Origin of the sequence: Archangium violaceum, from assembly GCF_016887565.1 — a bacterium.
Classification (GTDB): Bacteria; Myxococcota; Myxococcia; order Myxococcales; family Myxococcaceae; genus Archangium; species Archangium violaceum_B.
Genome location: NZ_CP069396.1, coordinates 10,368,874 through 10,384,548 on the forward strand (window position 1 = coordinate 10,368,874; position 15,675 = coordinate 10,384,548).

Here is a 15,675-nt window from a genome sequence, read left to right on the forward strand (position 1 = left end):
TCCATGACCGCGTCGCCCTGAGCCGGATGATTCGTTGGACGGCGTTCTCCGATCGAGCCGCCGCGCGCAGGAGTCTTGAAGCCGTGCTGGCGCATCCGTTCGAGCGAATCGTCGTCGGGCACGGAGCTCCGCTCGGGGAGGGCGGTCGCGCCGCGCTCGCGCGGGCCTACGCGTGGTTGTTGCCGGCCACGGCGTAGCGACGCCTCAGGTTCTGCCGGGCTTGCCCGCTCCCACCTCAGCTGATGGTGGTGACGAGGCCTCCCTCGGCACGGAGCACCGCGCCGTTCGTCGCGGCGGACAGGGGGCTGGCCAGATAGGCGACCAGGCTGGCGATCTCCCCCGGATCGATCATCCGCTGCAGGAGCGAGGCCGACCGGTGCCTGGCGAAGAACTCGGCCACGATCTTATCGGCCGGGGCCTCGGGCTCAGTGGACACGCTGCGCAGGAAGTCGACGATGCCCTCCGAGTGCGTGGGTCCGGGTAGCACCGAGTTGACCGTCACCTTCGTGCCCTTCGTCAGGTTGGCGAGACCCCGCGAGATGGAGAGCTGCGCCGTCTTGGTCGTCGCGTAGTGGATCATGTCCGGAGGAATGGTGAGCGCGGACTCGCTGGAGATGAAGATGATGCGTCCCCAGTTGCGCTTCAACATGTCCGGGAAGTAGGCCCGCGACAGCCGCACGCCGCTCATCACATTGATGTTGATGTAGGAAAGCCAGTCGGCATCGGTGATCTCGGCGAAGGGCTTGCTCTCGTAGATGCCCAGGTTGTTGACGAGAATGTCGACGTCGCTCGCCTCCTTCTGGATCAAGGCCGCGCCCTCGGCGGTCGCCGCATCCGCCAGCACGCCGCGGATGTGCTTGCCGCCGGAGGAGCGGATGTCCTCCACCGCTCGGTCGAGCCTGGCCCGCGCGCGGCCGGTGATGATGACCTCGGCGCCCTCGACCGCCAGCGTCCGCGCGATCTCGAGGCCGATGCCGGCCGTGGCGCCAGTGACCAGCGCGGTCTTCTTGTTCAATTGCAGGTCCATGAGAACTCCCAGTCGGGTTTGAGGAAGGGGCGGCGTGAGCCGTGCCGTGGTGCTGACGGAATAACCCTTGCGTGCCGGGATGAACATTCACAGGATGGTTGCAATACTTGTGAACGGGATTCACGAATGGCGCGCATCCTCATGGAGCGCTCCGGCGAACTGGAGGTCTTCCTGCGAGTGGTGCAGGAGGGGGGATTCTCCGCGGCCGCCAGGAGCGTGGGCCTCACTCCGTCGGCGGTCAGCAAGCTCATCACCCGGCTGGAGACCCGGCTGGGCGCCCGCCTCTTCATGCGGACGACCCGGGCGCTGAGCCTCACCGAGGAAGGTGAGGCCTACTACCGGGCGGGACAGCGCATTCTCCAGGAGTTGAACGAGGCCGAGCAGGCCGCCGCCGCGGGCGCGGTACGGGGCCGCCTGCGCGTCAATGCGTCGCTTCCTTTTGGCTCCCAGTTCGTCGTCCCCGCCCTTCCCTCCTTCCTCGCGCGCTACCCCGACGTCATCGTGGATCTTAGCTTGACCGATGACGTGGTCGACCTGCTCGCCCAGAAGACCGATGTCGCCATTCGCACGGGCGACCTGCCCGACAGCGCGCTGCTCGCGCACAAGCTCGGGCAGAGCCGCCGCGTCATCTGCGCCTCACCCGCCTACCTCCAGCACAAGGGCACGCCGAAGACGCCAGACGAGCTTCGACACCACGACTGCGTGACCTTCAACTTCCGGCGCGCCCGCAGTGGCTGGCCCTTCCGGGAGGCGGGCGGCATCACTCAACAGGTCGTCGCGGGAAGCGTGCAGGTGAACAACGGCGAGACCCTGAAGCAGATGCTCCTGAACGGGGTGGGCATCGGCCGCCTGGGCCTGTGGCATGTGGCCGCGGAGCTCGAGGCCGGCCGCCTCGTCCCCCTGCTGGAGAAATACAATCCGGGCGACCTGGAGCTGATCCACGCCGTCCATGTAGGAGGCGGGCAGGTCCCGCACCGCGTGCGTGCCTTCATCCGCCACATGGTGGACACGATGAAGGCCTCGCCGCTGGCGGGTGGGTCCCGGTGAGCCCGAAGGCGCAACCTCGAGCACGGCCACCGCAAGCCGTGCCGAGCCTCAAGAGGTGGAGCGCCCGCCAATTTCCGGGAAGCGCTCGTAGGCCCGTTTGAGCGCGTCCAGGTGGGCGGGGTTGTCCAGGTCGAGCGGCGCGTCGGTGAGCCGCCACCACAGGTGGAACATGAGCGGCAATGGGGCTCGCCCGAAGAGGTGCACCATCGAGACCCGGGTCCCCAGCGCGTCCACGAGTTGATCAGCTTGCTCGAGCGCGCGCCGCCACTGCCGGGAGTTCCTGGGAAGATCATCCGCTACCTCGCCGAGGGGTTGCAGCACGACGATGTCCGGGTCCCCCCCACGCGTCCCTCCAGGGCCTCGATGATGGCGGGGGGCGGCACGTTAAATGGAACAGGTGGGCCATGCCTTGCGCGTAGACGGACAGGCTACCATCAGGCTGGCCGCCACCTCGGACGCTCTGCGCCTGGGGCACCGGTCCTGTTCGAGAATCGCGAGCGGGTTTAGCACCGAACGTGGAGTGCAGAGGAACAGCGCAGGGTCATCGGCGTCGTGAGCGCGAGGGCGGATCTCGGTCGCCATAAAGAACGAAGGCGGGGCTGAGGGGCAGGGGGGCGTGCGGGATGAGCGTCTCGACGAGGAAGCCATTGTCGCAGTACTCTGCGGCCTCGCCGCCGAACACTAGGCGCACTGCCTCCGCCTTCACGTCCCCGCTCAGGAACGAGGCGTCCTGGCCAGCCACCATCGCGAGCACCACGTAGGCCGGGTGGGCGCGCCACCGGGTGAGGAGCCCTCCAGGGTACTGGCGCGTGAATGTTTCTCCGCCCACAGCCGCGAGCCAGGCTCGGAGCGCCTCCTCCTCTGGCCCCGAAGAGGCTATCTCTGACACCCACAGCTCCGGCCAGCGCTCGCGAGCGAGCCGGGCTGCGGGGCCCGGGTCGACGCGTCGGAAGCACACCTCCAGCCGCTCCATGGGCGGCTCCGCTCCTCGCCACAGGCGCTGCCAGTTGTGGCTGCCGCCCAGGCCCGACTGCTCGAAGCCCCCCCGCGCATCCGCCTCGAACAGGAACTCCCCGGTGCTATCGTAGAGGTTGTACTGGAAACCCACCGTGCCGAGCTGCTCGGTGAGGCGCGCCAGGAGCGGTGCCTCCCCTTCCATGAGCAATTCGTAGGGCGCGCTCCGCAGGGCGCACCAGCCCGGCAAGGCGAGAAAGCCCGCGAGACCCCAGCGGGGGACGTCCTCGCCATGCCCGTACTGCATCGGATCGTAGGGCTCGGGCGTGCGCGGCGGGGGACGCACCTGGTGGCGCCCGGCCTCCTCGAGCAGCCGCTCCACCGCCGCTTCGAGCCGCCCGAGATCCGCCGTCTGCACGAAGGCGACGTTCATCCATTTTCCCATGGGACACCTCGGCTTTCCCCGGCCGCCTCACGCGCCAGGCCGGGGGCCAGGAGTCTGGCGTCAACAGACCGGAGAGTGGAAGAGGATGGAAGCGACGGATGCTGTGAAGCAGGTCGGGCTCTGCCCGGCCGTCCGCAACGACATCCTCCAGGCAGACGTAGTTGGCGACGAGCTCGGGGAATGCCTCATCCGGCAGCAGGCCGATGGCGCGGTCCAGCCAGACACGGAGCCCGGTGCCATCGAGCTTGTGGGCATGGGCGCGCACCTTCGCGCGGTCGAACCGGGGCATCTTCTCGCGCCGGCTCATCGGTCGAACGCCGCCTTGGCTCGGACCATGTGGAAGCCCTTCGGTCGCCAACCGTCGAGCCGGGCACCCAGCGCGTCGGGATCCTCGTCGTATATCTTCATGCGCGTCAGGCAGTACACCTGCCGCGCGCTCCCCTTCCAGGACCCGCTGTGTCCTGTGACAACTCACGTCATGTCACGACGGGAGGTGATTGCCGTGTGTCTGTCCGTGGCTCCCGACAAGAAACCGGTGGAGTCGCTGGTGGCCACCTTGGAGGATGTGTACGAGGCCGTGGGGCGCATGGCTCACGCCTTGTCATCCGTGCCCGAGCCTCTCCGCCTCCGGTGGCACTCGGGATGGGGACTGGCGGGGGGCGCCGCGGTGGGCGCCCTGCTCTTCGCCCTGGTTCATCTGGCTTCCGTGTCCCAATCTTCGAGCGGTCCGGAGCCTGTAGCGAACACCCCGCCAGCGCCAACGAGCCACGATGGCCAAGGCGAACCGACGGCTATTGGAAGGCCGGACCCCGTCAACGACGGTTGGCTCTCGGACAGCACGTCCCAAGGAGAACACGTGCTCGCCCGACCACTCCCGCGCGAGCCCCTCAAAGGACAGAAACGTCCACCCTGCACACGCTACACCGAGGTCGAGCTCATCGGCGCCTGCTGGGTGCCTCATAAGCTGAAGGCCCCCTGCCCGGATAACCTCTATGAGCACCAGGGCGAGTGCTACTTGCCCATGTTCAGCGTGAAGCCGCCACCCAGTCGCTCGGGCAGTGAGCGCGTCAGCGGCCCTCCTCGGCCCCTTCGGCTCGGGCGTCCTGAAGCCATGAGGAGAAGCGAAACGCGGTCCGAAGGCCCTCGTAGCCTGATGCTTGTTATCGCCAGGGCTCTTTATCCCTGACTTCTACCGTTTGAGACCTCGGGACCATCTCGGTAGACCGGACTATCTCATCATGTTCTCCAGCGGAGAACATGTCGGGCGCTCGTGGGGCCATTACCGCTTTCGCTCGGGCCCTAGTCTCTGAACCTTGCTGACCCCTCGGGACGAAACGTCCCTGCATGTCAGCCTTGGCTGCCGGTTGCCCTTCCCATGGGTTTTCCGGCAATTCACCCGATTGTCATTTGCTGCTCACGCAGCAACGGGCCTGTCAATAAGCCAGCCTTCGGACCGCATCAAAACAGTAGGACTCCACTCATGCGACTGTCAAGTCGCGCGTCTCGCGCCCACCACGGAGCGCTGGGTAATGTCGAGCACTGGCAGATACCGCGCGGTCTTGGGTTCGAACTGATGCACGATGGCGCTGCTATAGACCGTCGGCGTCAACATGCGGCCCAGCTCAATCACGAGCGCCACCGGTGCGGTCGTCACGATGTGAATCGATGCGGCAGGATGCCTCTTCTGGAGGTGCAGGAGTGCGGCCCTGAGCTGCGCCACGGCCTGGGGCCCTTCCTCCGGGAGCAGGGGGCGCCGTCGTGACGGCTGCAATCGGTAGGTATGGGCCTTGATGCTGGATGCGAGAGCGCGAAGTGACTCCTCGGCAATGGCTGTCATGCCTTCGATTGCGAGCAACACATCCTGCTTATCCGTCCCTCCTCCCGACATCCATGAAAGCTTGTAGCAGGGTTCCTTGACTGCCCTGGGCTCCAGTCCTGTGCCCGAGAATGGAACCCAGCGGTGAAGGTTTGGATCGAGCTGATGAATCTGGATGGGACGAGCCCGAGCCATGCTGTCCAGGCAGCGGCCAAGATAGGCCGCAGCGGGATAGGGCAGCGTCGCGAAGACATGCAGGGTTCCCTGAATCGTGTTCAGCGCCTGCTCCACTCCGCGCTCGAGTTCGAGCAGGGTCTTTTCCCAGGCCAGCTTGTTGACCGTGGCAGCGCGCAGACGCATGGACCTGTCAGAAGGGAGCCGCGGCGGGACTTTCACCACGAGGCCTGATGCGAAACCCACCGGAGGGCTGAATGACTGCTCGAAGCTCACGACCAGGGCGCCATCGTCCCATTCCGGTCGAACCGTGTTCCGGATGCGCTCCTGCCAGCCCGCCAGCGCGTCTCCCTGGAGGCAGTCGAGAAATCGCGAGTACCCTTCAGCCAAGGACCCCAGGGTGGCGGCCTTCTCCTCCTCGACGGCGATGCTCTCGCCATAGGCGTAGTAGCCACGGTGTGGAATCCGAACCGCATCCAGGTACGTGGAGAAGTCGCCCAGGCGCTTTCCATAGGCGGCTTCGAACAGGGCCTCGAAGCGGTTGACCGCGTCGCGAGTCCAGGAGCGCCTCAGCCGCTCCTCGCCCTCCTCCACGCGACTGAGGAGCGGGAACAGGGCAAGTGGACGGGCCGGGTCGACTCCTCGCTTCAGTTCCACCGCCTGCCGCCCGAACTCCGTCACCCCGTGCAGCGACTGCTGGTTGAGCGTGAACGCCAGGACCAGCTTGTCAGGCAGAATCACCGTCGACACACTCCCGAGGTCCGAAATCCCCGTGCGAGAGTCGAGCAGGACATAGTCGTATCGCTGCTTCCACTCGGCCGCGAGCCGGGTGAATGCCTCTCCGCGTTCCTCGTAGAATCGAACCCATGGGAAGTCGTGGACGCGCCTGGCATAGTCGCTGTCGAAGAGCCCCGCGCTCCAGAAGTCCAGCTTCGCCGCCGCGGCGGCTGTCGGCGCCCGGACACGAACGGAGTAGCCATACCGGTCCGATTCCAAGACCGACGTGACTGCATCCTGAACCTTCTCCCCTCCAGAAAGCCTGCTGGCGATCTCGACAAAGGCGTCGATGGTCCCCCGCTGCCTCGAGAAAGGCTTCTGGCGTGGCCTGCCTTTACGCGGCGGCTCCGGGTCGAGAAAGTACCGGTGGAGACCTGGGGCTTCGAGGTCGAAGTCGACGACGAGCACACGCCGCCCTTGTTGCGCGAGCAGCGTGGCCACGTTCGCGACAGCCATCGAGCGGCCGACACCTCCCTTGTAGGAGTAGAAGGAGATGATCTCACCCATCAGTGAAGCACCTCGACCGACCCGAACGCCGGGAAGCGACGCGTCGAGCCCTGGTCCGGCAGTGCTTCGCTGACGGAGCCCTTCCCTAGAGGAGGCGAGACCTCGCGTTCGCGAACGGCATCGACATGCTCTCGGAGGACATCGACCACTGCCTCCAGTGACAACGCTTCTCCAAGCCGCGCACGGATGTCGCCAGCCCCGGGTGCGACACGCTCCGCGAGGAACCTGCGATATCGCCGGAGGACCTCCGCATGGGACACCGGTGGGTCGGCCGTCTCGGCGCGGAGTATCAACAGCATGAGCACCAGCGGTTCGAGCACATCCACGCCCCCCCAGCCCCTGGGGTTCTTGAGCACCTGGTCGAGCTTCTCGTCGAGCCTCTCCGTGAGAGTCTTCCGCGCCGTCATAGCTTTCCCAGCTCGTCGGGAGCGACCGGTCGAATCGAGTGGCTCTCGGGCTCGTCGAAGAAGTGCTCCAGGTAGGTGGCCTCGTCGTGTCCAGGCGGGCCTGTCAGGGCGTCGACGTGATGAGCATCAACGGCCACCGTCACGTGATGAGACCAGCGGACGTCCAGGTCCTTGGGCTGGACGTACACAGCGCCCTCTGGCTCGATAACTCGCGCATGTGCCGCGCCATCGACTTCGAGCGCAACAGGAAGAATGGCCTTGGCCGCTCTCGCGCAGCGGTCCGAGGTGCGAGGGTGACGCCTCAAGACAGTGGCGACTCGCTTTTTCTGGCCGGGATTCCAGCGGATCATCGCCTCCACGATAACACTGCGCCCCCCATGACGGAGGAGCCCGGCTCAGCTCCGGCGACAAGTTCCCCGGGCCCGCCCTCGTCAGGGCGGGCCCTCCCTACCCGAGCCTCAGCGCCCGCGCTGGGACTCGCGCTTCTCCAGTTCCAGGATCTCCTCCACCACCTGCGGCTCGGCCAGCGTGGTGGTGTCTCCCAGGCTGTCCGTCTGGCCCTCGGCCACCTTGCGCAGGATGCGGCGCATGATCTTCCCCGAGCGCGTCTTCGGCAGCCCGCTCACCACCCGGATGCGGTCCGGCGTCGCCAGCGGCCCGATGATGCGGCGCACCTGCTCCTTCAGCGCCCCCACCAGCTGCTCCGAGCTCATCTCCTGCCCGCTCGGCTTCACCGTCACGTACGCGCAGATGCCCGTGCCCTTGATGTCGTGCGGGAAGCCCACCACCGCGGCCTCCGCCACCACCTCGTGCGCCACCAGCGCGCTCTCGATCTCCGCCGTGCCCAACCGGTGCCCCGACACGTTGAGCACGTCGTCCACGCGGCCCGTAATCCAGTAGTAGCCGTCCTCGTCGCGGCGGCACCCGTCACCCGTGAAGTACATGCCGGGGTACGCAGAGAAGTACGTCTCGCGGAAGCGCCGGTGGTCTCCCCAGATGGTGCGCGCCTGGCCCGGCCACGGCCGCTTGAGGCACAGGTTGCCCGAGACGTCATTGCCCTGGATCTCCTGGCCCTTCTCGTCCACCAGCACCGGCTCGATGCCGAAGAACGGCAGCGTCGCACTGCCGGGCTTGGTGGGCGTCGCGCCGGGCAGCGGCGTGATCAGGATGCCGCCCGTCTCCGTCTGCCACCACGTGTCCACCACGTCGCAGCGGCCCTCGCCCACCACGTCGTGGTACCAGCGCCACACCTCGGGGTTGATGGGCTCGCCCACGCTGCCCAGAATCCTCAGGCTCTTGCGCGAGGACTTCTTCACCCACTGGTCTCCCTCGCGGATGAGCGCGCGCAGCGCCGTGGGCGACGTGTAGAGGATGGTCGCCTTCAGGTCGTCCACCACCTGCCACATCCGGCTCGCGTCCGGGTACATCGGCGTGGACTCGAACATGACCGTCGTCACGCCGTTCACCAGCGGGCCGTAGATGAGATAGCTGTGGCCCGTAATCCAACCCACGTCGGCGGAGCAGAAGAAGACGTCGTCCGGGCGCAGGTCGAAGACGTACTCGTGCGTCATGGCCGCGTAGACGAGGTAGCCCGCCGTGGTGTGCATCACGCCCTTGGGCTTGCCCGTGCTGCCCGAGGTGTAGAGGATGAAGAGCGGGTCCTCGCTGGACATCCACTCCACCGGACAGGTGGAGCGGTACTTGACCATCTCATCCTCGAGCCACATGTCGCGGCCGGCCTTCATGGCCACGGAGGTGCTGGTGCGGCGGCTGACGAGCACCGTCTCCACCTGGGTGAGGCCGTCGAGCGCCTGGTCGACGATGGACTTGAGGGCCACGGCCTTGGGACCGCGCGGCGCCTCGTTGGCGGTGACGACGATGCGCGCCCCCGAGTCGAGGATGCGATCACGCAGGGACTCGGCGGAGAAGCCGGCGAACACCACCGAGTGCACCGCGCCGATGCGCGCGCACGCCAGCATGGTGTAGGCCACCGCGGGCGACATGGGCATGTAGATGCAGACGCGGTCCCCCTTCTGCACGCCTTGCGCCTTGAGCACGTTGGCCACGCGCGCCACCTGGTGCTTCAGCTCGCGGTAGGTGATGCGCTGATACTGCCCCGGCTCGTTGCCCGCCCAGATGATGGCCACCTTGTCGGGGTGCTTCTGCAGGTGCCGGTCCACCGCGTTGTGGCAGGCGTTGATCCGGCCACCGCCGTACCAGGAGAAGTCCACCTCCTGAAGGTCCACGTCGAGCACGTTCGTCGGCGGGTGGAACCAGTCGAGCCGCTTCGCCTGCTCACCCCAGAAGCCAACGGGGTCCTCGATGCTCTGGCGATACAGGCGGCGATACTCGTCGAGACTCTTCACGCGGGCCTGCGCGGTGATGGGCTCCTTCGGCGCGAAAAGCATGGTGTCTCCCCCAGGGGTCGGGATGGGTTGGATGGGGCGCTCCAAGGCAAGCCTCGTGCCCCACGTGGAAAGCCCGTGATTCCAGCAGGTTGCAGCATGCAGGCAAAGCACGGAGACGTCACGTGCGGAAACGGGCGTTACCTTCCGTAACATACCGGGCACATGACGCATCGTTCCATGCGAGCCACCCCGTGAAGCCCGACCTCCGCGTCTACGCCCTGCGGCTGCGCAACAGCTGGAAGTTCACGCTGCTGGTGACGGCGCTCGCCACGCTCTGCGCCGCGCTCTGCCAGAAGTACGACCTGTTGAACATGGGCGACGCCGAGCGCGCCTCCTATGACCAGGGCCTCACCTTCTTCGCCCAAGGGCACCCGCGCTCCCAGGACGTCGTCATCGTCGGCATCGACGACAAGACGCTGCAGGGCATCCGCGACAACGAGCGGTACGTGCGCAACTACGGCGTCTATCCCTACTCGCGCAACCTCTGGGCCCGCGTCTTCGAGCACCTCGTGGACGAGGGCGCGCGCGCCATCGTCTTCGACGGTGTGATGGACGAGCGCGGCACCGACGAGAGCAACGACCTCGCCCTCGCGCAGGTGCTGGAGGCGCGAGGCATCCCCCTCACGCTCGGCTTCAGCATCAACGCGGGGCAGCCCGCCCTCCCCCCGGTGCAACCCGTCAACCGGCTCCCCCGCCAGCCCACGCCGCCCCCCGCTCCCGCGCCGGACTTGCGCTCGGCCAGCGCGTCCGACGAGGACTTCGTCGAGGCGGTGCCCGCGGAGGGTGCCACCGGGGAGGACTTCGTCGAGATGGAGGCGCCTGCCGCCCTGACGCCGGAGGAGGTGGCGCGGGCGCTCGCCTTCCCCATTCAGCACCCCGGCATGTCCCTGCCCTCGCTGGAGCAGCGGTCGAGCGACAAGGGGACACGGCTCATGCGCCACCCGGTGCCGCCCCTGCCGGGACTGGTGCGCACCACGCCGGGCTTCGGGCTCGTGCTGCTGGAGGAGGACGAGGACGGGCGCCTGCGCCGCACCCGCTTCGCGTACTCGGACGGCTCCAACACCTACGCCACGCTGTCGGTGGCCGCGGTGGCGGACATCCTCGGCGCCGAGCGCGTCGAGCTGGCGCCGGGCCGGCTGAAGATTGGCCCCCGCGAGCTGCCCATCAACCCGGACGGTAGCGCCGAGCTGGACTTCGGCGGCGCGTGGAAGGACCGGTTCGAGGCGCTCAGCGTGTACGCGGTGCTGGAGGACTGGGCGCGCCAGGAGGAGCACCGGACGAAGGGCACGCCCTACGTGCCCGTCATCCCCGAGGGCACGTTCCGGAACAAGGTGGTGCTGGTGGGCGGGCTCTCCGTGGGCACCGGTGACGTGAAGGCCACGCCCTTCCAGAGCGAGGCCCCCGGGCTCGTCAAGCACGCGGTGATGCTGGAGGCGCTCCTGTCCGGCGGCTTCATCACCGAGGCCCCCTTCTGGGCCTCGCTCCTGCTCACCTTCTTCGTGGCGCTGCTGTCCGTGACCCTCATCACCCTCGCCCGCTCGCCGCTCTTGGAGATCGCCTGGCCGCTGCTGCTCTACTTCGGGTTCTTCCTCGTCAGCGGCGTGTTCCTCGAGCACGGCCAGGTGCACGTGCTGAGCGCCATGCCCACCTACGCGGGGGAGTTCGCCTCGCTGTCGGCGGTGGCCTTCAACCACATGTTCGCCAACCGCGAGCGCGAGCGGCTGCGCGAGGCCTTCAACCGCTTCCTGGACAAGACGCTGGTGGATCAGCTCGTGGAGCAGCAGAAGCTGCCCTCGTTGGAGGGCGAGACGCGGGAGATCACCGCCTTCTTCTCCGACATCCGCGGCTTCTCCTCCTTCAGCGAGCGCTTCAAGGACGACCCGAAGGCGCTGGTGGCCCTGCTCAACCGCTACCTCACCCGGGTCAGCTCCGTGCTGATGGCGCACGGGGCCTGTCTGGACAAGTACATCGGCGACGCGGTGGTGTGTCTCTTCGGCGCGCCGCTGGACATGAAGGACCACGCGGTGCGCGCCTGCCACGCCGCGCTCGCCGTGCGCACCGAGGTGGACGCGCTTCGCGCCGAGCTGAAGAAGGAGGGCCTGCCGGACGTCTACACCCGCATCGGTCTCAACTCCGCGGACATGTTCGTGGGCAACTTCGGCAGCGAGCACCTGCTCGACTACACCGCCATCGGGGATGGCATGAACCTGGCCTCCCGGTTGGAGGGCGCCAACAAGGCCTACGACACCGTCATCATGATCGGCCCGCGCACCTACGAGCTGGCGCGCGGGCACATCGAGGCGCGGGAGCTGGACCGGGTACGCGTGGCCGGCAAGGCGGAGGCGGTAACCGTGTACGAGCTGCTGGCCCGCGCCGGTGAGCTGTCCGCGGCGAAGCGCGCCACCGTGGAGCGCTACCACCAGGCGCTCGCGCTCTACCGGGAGGCCCGCTTCGAAGAGTCGTCTCGCCAGCTGAGAGAGGCGCTCGCGGCGGACCCGGAGGACGGCCCCAGCCGGACACTCCTTGCGCGCTGCGAACGTTACGCATTGAATCCCCCCGCCCTGCCCTTCGATGGCGTGGTGAGCCTGGAGAAGTGACCATGAGCCGTCAGAGACGTCCCGCGCTGCTGGCGCTGGTGTGCATGATGACCGGAGGCTCGGCCCTGGCCGTGTCTCCTCCCAATGGCACGCTGTACATCAAGGCGAAGAACACCCACTTGAAGGCCTCGAGCAGCCCCACCGCGGACACGCTCGAGGTGCTGCAACCCGGCAAGGCGGTCACCTACACGGCCCGCGTCCCCGGCTCGCCCTGGTGCAAGGTGCGGGTCGCCCTGAACAAGAAGGGCACCGTCGAGGGGTTCATCTATCAGGCCAACCTCTCCGTCTCGCCGCCCTCGATGGAGGTGACGAGCAAGAACCCGGGCAAGCCACTGTCTCCGGAAGCGTTCGCCTCCTCGGCGGCGGCCATCAAGGCCCTGGGGCCCGGGGCCATCGAGTACGGCAAGACGCTGAAGAAGCCCGAGAGCGTCGGGCAGCTCATCGCGCTCGAGAAGCTCGCCCGCTCCGTCGACGACAAGCAGGTGGCCGAGTACGCCCAGGAGGGCGGGCTGCCCACGGTGGTGGGTCTCACCCAGGTGGCGAAGACGTCGGCGAAGAAGGGAAGCAAGCGATGAACCGGCGCCGGATGACTCCCCTCGTGGCATGCCTGATGGTGGGTGGCCTCTCGAGCTGTTCCATGGTCCAGCAGCTCGCGCGCAACCCGGCTGAGACGCCGCAGGCGTTGAGCAGGTTGGGGCGGATCGAGGACGACCGCAAGAAGGCCGAGCGCCGCATCGACGAGGAGATGGGCAAGGACTGCATCGCACTGAAGGCGCGCACCATCTCCATCGAGGAAGAGTACGCCTTCGGCGGCGCGGTGAGCGTCAACTGGGTGAGCAAGGGGGGAGGACTCACCCAAAGTCGGGACGCCGAAGCACTGCACGTGCAGCTCAACCGGATCGGCAAGAACCTCGCGGCCCAGTCCAGCCGGCCCCACCTCACCTGGACGTTCGGGGTGCTCCAGTCCGAGGGCGTCAACGCGGTGAGCGGGCCCGGGGGCTATGTGTTCGTGACCGAGGGGCTGCTCGCGCGGCTGGACAACGAGGCCCAGCTCGCGGGTGTCCTGGCGCACGAGATCGCCCACATCACGGGCAAGCACGCGCTGAACGAGTACCAGAAGTTCCTCGTGGACCAGTGCGAGGGCGCCGTGAGGGCGGAGAAGGCGAAGGTCACGGCGGATGCGTTGAAGCAGGCCGGACGCGAGCTCATGGGACCCGCGCCAGTGATCCCCCCTGGTGAATGGTCGAACCTGTTCAAGAGTCTCGTGGGCCATATCGACTTCGACGCGTTGAGCAAGGACGCCATCAAGGCCATCACCGATGGCGTCGTCGCGCGCATGTCCGACAAGGGCTTCAGCCAGGAGGACGAGTTCGCCGCCGACACCGAGGCCGTGAATCTGATGGCTGCGGCGGGCTACGCCCCCGAGGAGTACGTGGCCTTCCTGTCGAAGCTGCCGGACAGCGGGCTCTCCACGGCCCACCCCAGCAAACAGAAGCGGCAGTCCCGGCTGAACAAGTACCTGGAGCAGCTGCGCGAGCCCGCCAGGAACAACGAGTTCACCACCTCCGTGGACCTCTCCCAGACGAAGGTCGTGCCCCTGCGCGACACGCTCCAGTCCCGGCACACGGGCACCGCCGCCCGCTCGAACTGAGCGGCGGTCCCCCTTCGGAGAGAGGAGCCCCACTCACCCGAGCCGGCCAGGCTCCAGGTTCAGGAAGTGGAACCGTGCGACGTAGCCGGTCCCCTTGGGGCTGCACGCATACAGCCCCGCGTTGGCCACCGCCCCCGGTCCGTCCTCGTGCAGGTGCGCCATGCGGATCTGCGACCAGCGGGTGCCGTCCAGGGACGTCTCCACGAGGTAGTCCGCGCCCTCCCGGCGGATGCGGAAGGACACCTCATCCACCTCCTGGGGCAGGTCCTGGGTGGCCCAGTCCGAATACCCCTGGTTCGTCACCACGGAGCCCAGGCGGTTGGGGCCATGCGGCTCGAACTCCACCGAGGTCTTCAGCCAGCAGTCCGGTGAGAAGCGCACCATCAATCCCGCCTGGTCGTACTGGTGCACCGGCTGGAAGCGGACGCGCGTGACGAGCACGAAGTCTCCCTCCACTGGCGCGTGGAGGAAGTGCCCGTTGTCCACCTGGAAGCCGTAGTGCGTGCGCTGCCAGTAGTCCGTCGCCGCGTCGGGAGTGAGCACGAGCCCCGGTTGTCCGGGCCGCACGGACCAGTGCTTCGGCTCGTGGAACCAGCGCAGGCGCGGCTCGAGGGTGGGGCTCGTGAAGGACTCGCGAAGGGGCGGGAACGAGGAGGTCATGGTGGAGAAGGAGTGGAGTGGAGTGGAGTGGAGCCTATGGGAAGGGCTCAGGGACGCCAGCTGATCTCCACCAGCACCCCGCCCGGAGCGCGGAAATAGAACAGCAGGGCACCGCGCCTCTGGTCGAGCGGGGAGACGTTCTCGACGCCAGCGGCGGTGAGCCGCTCGTGGAGCGCACGAACCGCCTGCTCCGTCTCCTGCAGGAAGCCGATGTGGAAGTCGGTGGGGTATTCGGTCGGGCTGTCCTTGCGGAACTGACTGAGGACGAGGACGAAGCCGCTCTCGTCCCTCAGGATGGACATCGCGTCCCTCCCCTTCGTGGTCTCGCAGCGGAAGCCCAGGAAGGCTTCGAAGAAGTCGCGAGCCCCGGGCACATCCGAGACGAACAGATCGAGGTGATTCAACCGCATGGCCATCTCCTTCAGGAGGTTCGGCGCGGTCGGGATGACCGGCCAGTGCCCGGAAGGGTCGCCATTCGAGATGTCGTGAGGCGTTCTCATGAAACCCACCCGAGCGCCCTGTGCACACACAGGGATTCTCGTCGTGGGTTCTCGCGCAACGCGCGGAGCAGAGCTTCCCGGGTGGGAAGGGATCGGGCTCACCAGAAAACCGATCCGGCCTTTTTCGACGGTGGGGAAGCTAGGGGACGGCCTCCCCGCAGTCAACGTCGCCCGTCCGCCCTGCGATAGACTCCGCCCGCATGCCCATCCAAGCGCGGCCACTCACACGAGAGGAGTTCGCCCCTTTCGGCGACGTCATCGGGCTGGAGCTCTCCGGTGGCTCCAGCGCCAACCAGGGAACGGCCACCCGGTATGATCGGATTGCCCAGCTCACCAGCAGCCGCCCGGGGGCCCAGCCCAACCTGGCCGTCTTCCGCTCGGTGGCCAAGGCCCTGCCCTTCGAGGTGCGCCTGCTGGAGCGCCACCCCTGCTCGACCCAGATGTTCGTTCCGCTGGCGTGCCGGCGCTTCCTCGTGGTCGTGTGCCCGGACGACGCGCGCGGTGAGCCGGACGTCTCACGCCTGCGCGCGTTCGTCTGCGGCCCCGGCCAGGGCGTCAACTACCGCGCCGGCGTCTGGCACCACCCCATCATCGCCCTCGACGGGCCGGCCGACTTCCTGATGCTCGCGTGGGAGGACGGCTCGGCGCGGGATTGCGAGGAGCGCCCCCTCGCCTCGTCCCTCCTCGTCACGAGCGATTGAGCCT

14 protein-coding genes are annotated in these 15,675 nt (G+C 67.5%); 5 read left to right on the plus strand and 9 right to left on the minus strand.

The genetic code is table 11. The annotated features are described in order from the left end of the window. Positions 1-235: 235 nt before the first annotated feature. The gene (locus JRI60_RS41230) at positions 236-1,027 is read right to left on the minus strand and encodes an SDR family NAD(P)-dependent oxidoreductase (RefSeq protein ID WP_204221524.1); all 792 of its coding nucleotides are present in this window, start codon (positions 1,025-1,027) and stop codon (positions 236-238) included. A gap of 126 nt (positions 1,028-1,153) precedes the next feature. On the opposite strand from JRI60_RS41230, the gene JRI60_RS41235 reads away from it, so the two are divergent. After that, the gene (locus tag JRI60_RS41235) at positions 1,154-2,074 is read left to right on the plus strand and encodes a LysR family transcriptional regulator (protein ID WP_204221526.1); all 921 of its coding nucleotides are present in this window, start codon (positions 1,154-1,156) and stop codon (positions 2,072-2,074) included. Between the two features lie 48 nt (positions 2,075-2,122). Here JRI60_RS41235 and JRI60_RS41240 read toward each other — a convergent pair whose 3' ends face one another. The 6 genes from JRI60_RS41240 to acs all read right to left on the minus strand — a co-directional run bounded on the left by JRI60_RS41240 (position 2,123) and on the right by acs (position 9,562). Continuing rightward, positions 2,123-2,395, minus strand: a complete 273-nt coding sequence (locus JRI60_RS41240; protein WP_204229495.1) for a DUF5953 family protein — start codon at positions 2,393-2,395, stop codon at positions 2,123-2,125. Positions 2,396-2,615: 220 nt separating this feature from the next. Then, positions 2,616-3,461 carry a hypothetical protein gene (locus JRI60_RS41245; RefSeq protein ID WP_204221528.1) on the minus strand — a complete coding sequence of 282 codons (846 nt, stop codon included), beginning with the start codon at positions 3,459-3,461 and terminating at the stop codon, positions 2,616-2,618. A gap of 1,501 nt (positions 3,462-4,962) precedes the next feature. Next, a complete protein-coding gene (locus tag JRI60_RS41250) occupies positions 4,963-6,747 on the minus strand; it encodes a KGGVGR-motif variant AAA ATPase (protein WP_204221529.1) in 1,785 nt (594 codons plus the stop codon). Next, entirely contained in the window at positions 6,747-7,154 is a 408-nt protein-coding gene (locus JRI60_RS41255) for a hypothetical protein (RefSeq protein WP_204221531.1), read from the minus strand. The genes JRI60_RS41250 and JRI60_RS41255 overlap by 1 nt, the downstream gene beginning before the upstream one ends. Beyond that, on the minus strand, positions 7,151-7,504 hold the full coding sequence (locus JRI60_RS41260) for a hypothetical protein (protein WP_204221532.1): 354 nt from the start codon (positions 7,502-7,504) through the stop codon (positions 7,151-7,153). Before JRI60_RS41260 ends, JRI60_RS41255 begins: the two co-directional genes overlap by 4 nt. A 108-nt stretch (positions 7,505-7,612) precedes the next feature. Next, positions 7,613-9,562: an acetate--CoA ligase gene (gene acs, locus JRI60_RS41265; RefSeq protein WP_204221533.1), complete on the minus strand. Its 1,950-nt coding sequence runs from the start codon at positions 9,560-9,562 to the stop codon at positions 7,613-7,615. A gap of 191 nt (positions 9,563-9,753) precedes the next feature. Here acs and JRI60_RS41270 point away from each other — a divergent pair, with 191 nt between their 5' ends. The 3 genes from JRI60_RS41270 (at position 9,754) to JRI60_RS41280 (ending at position 13,810) form a co-directional block, all read left to right on the plus strand. Continuing rightward, entirely contained in the window at positions 9,754-12,159 is a 2,406-nt protein-coding gene (locus tag JRI60_RS41270) for an adenylate/guanylate cyclase domain-containing protein (RefSeq protein ID WP_204221534.1), read from the plus strand. Between the two features lie 2 nt (positions 12,160-12,161). Further along, the gene (locus tag JRI60_RS41275; RefSeq protein ID WP_204221535.1) at positions 12,162-12,734 is read left to right on the plus strand and encodes an SH3 domain-containing protein; all 573 of its coding nucleotides are present in this window, start codon (positions 12,162-12,164) and stop codon (positions 12,732-12,734) included. 62 nt (positions 12,735-12,796) lie between these two features. Continuing rightward, the gene (locus JRI60_RS41280) at positions 12,797-13,810 is read left to right on the plus strand and encodes a M48 family metalloprotease (protein WP_204221536.1); all 1,014 of its coding nucleotides are present in this window, start codon (positions 12,797-12,799) and stop codon (positions 13,808-13,810) included. Between the two features lie 33 nt (positions 13,811-13,843). Here the strand turns inward: JRI60_RS41280 and JRI60_RS41285 are convergent, their stop codons facing one another. Both JRI60_RS41285 and JRI60_RS41290 read right to left on the minus strand, forming a co-directional pair. Beyond that, entirely contained in the window at positions 13,844-14,470 is a 627-nt protein-coding gene (locus JRI60_RS41285) for a DUF1349 domain-containing protein (protein WP_204221537.1), read from the minus strand. Positions 14,471-14,517: 47 nt separating this feature from the next. Beyond that, positions 14,518-14,970: a VOC family protein gene (locus JRI60_RS41290; protein WP_204221538.1), complete on the minus strand. Its 453-nt coding sequence runs from the start codon at positions 14,968-14,970 to the stop codon at positions 14,518-14,520. Between the two features lie 200 nt (positions 14,971-15,170). On the opposite strand from JRI60_RS41290, the gene JRI60_RS41295 reads away from it, so the two are divergent. Continuing rightward, entirely contained in the window at positions 15,171-15,671 is a 501-nt protein-coding gene (locus JRI60_RS41295; RefSeq protein WP_204221539.1) for an ureidoglycolate lyase, read from the plus strand. Positions 15,672-15,675 lie beyond the last annotated feature (4 nt).

Coding starts and splice junctions, on each gene's coding strand:
- JRI60_RS41230 (WP_204221524.1), bottom strand. CDS start 1,027: ATGGACCTGCAATTGAACAAGAAGACCGCGCTGGTCACTGGCGCCACG.
- JRI60_RS41235 (WP_204221526.1), top strand. CDS start 1,154: ATGGCGCGCATCCTCATGGAGCGCTCCGGCGAACTGGAGGTCTTCCTG.
- JRI60_RS41245 (WP_204221528.1), bottom strand. CDS start 3,461: ATGAACGTCGCCTTCGTGCAGACGGCGGATCTCGGGCGGCTCGAAGCG.
- JRI60_RS41250 (WP_204221529.1), bottom strand. CDS start 6,747: ATGGGTGAGATCATCTCCTTCTACTCCTACAAGGGAGGTGTCGGCCGC.
- JRI60_RS41255 (WP_204221531.1), bottom strand. CDS start 7,154: ATGACGGCGCGGAAGACTCTCACGGAGAGGCTCGACGAGAAGCTCGAC.
- JRI60_RS41260 (WP_204221532.1), bottom strand. CDS start 7,504: ATGATCCGCTGGAATCCCGGCCAGAAAAAGCGAGTCGCCACTGTCTTG.
- acs (WP_204221533.1), bottom strand. CDS start 9,562: ATGCTTTTCGCGCCGAAGGAGCCCATCACCGCGCAGGCCCGCGTGAAG.
- JRI60_RS41275 (WP_204221535.1), top strand. CDS start 12,162: ATGAGCCGTCAGAGACGTCCCGCGCTGCTGGCGCTGGTGTGCATGATG.
- JRI60_RS41280 (WP_204221536.1), top strand. CDS start 12,797: ATGGTCCAGCAGCTCGCGCGCAACCCGGCTGAGACGCCGCAGGCGTTG.
- JRI60_RS41285 (WP_204221537.1), bottom strand. CDS start 14,470: ATGACCTCCTCGTTCCCGCCCCTTCGCGAGTCCTTCACGAGCCCCACC.
- JRI60_RS41290 (WP_204221538.1), bottom strand. CDS start 14,970: ATGAGAACGCCTCACGACATCTCGAATGGCGACCCTTCCGGGCACTGG.
- JRI60_RS41295 (WP_204221539.1), top strand. CDS start 15,171: ATGCCCATCCAAGCGCGGCCACTCACACGAGAGGAGTTCGCCCCTTTC.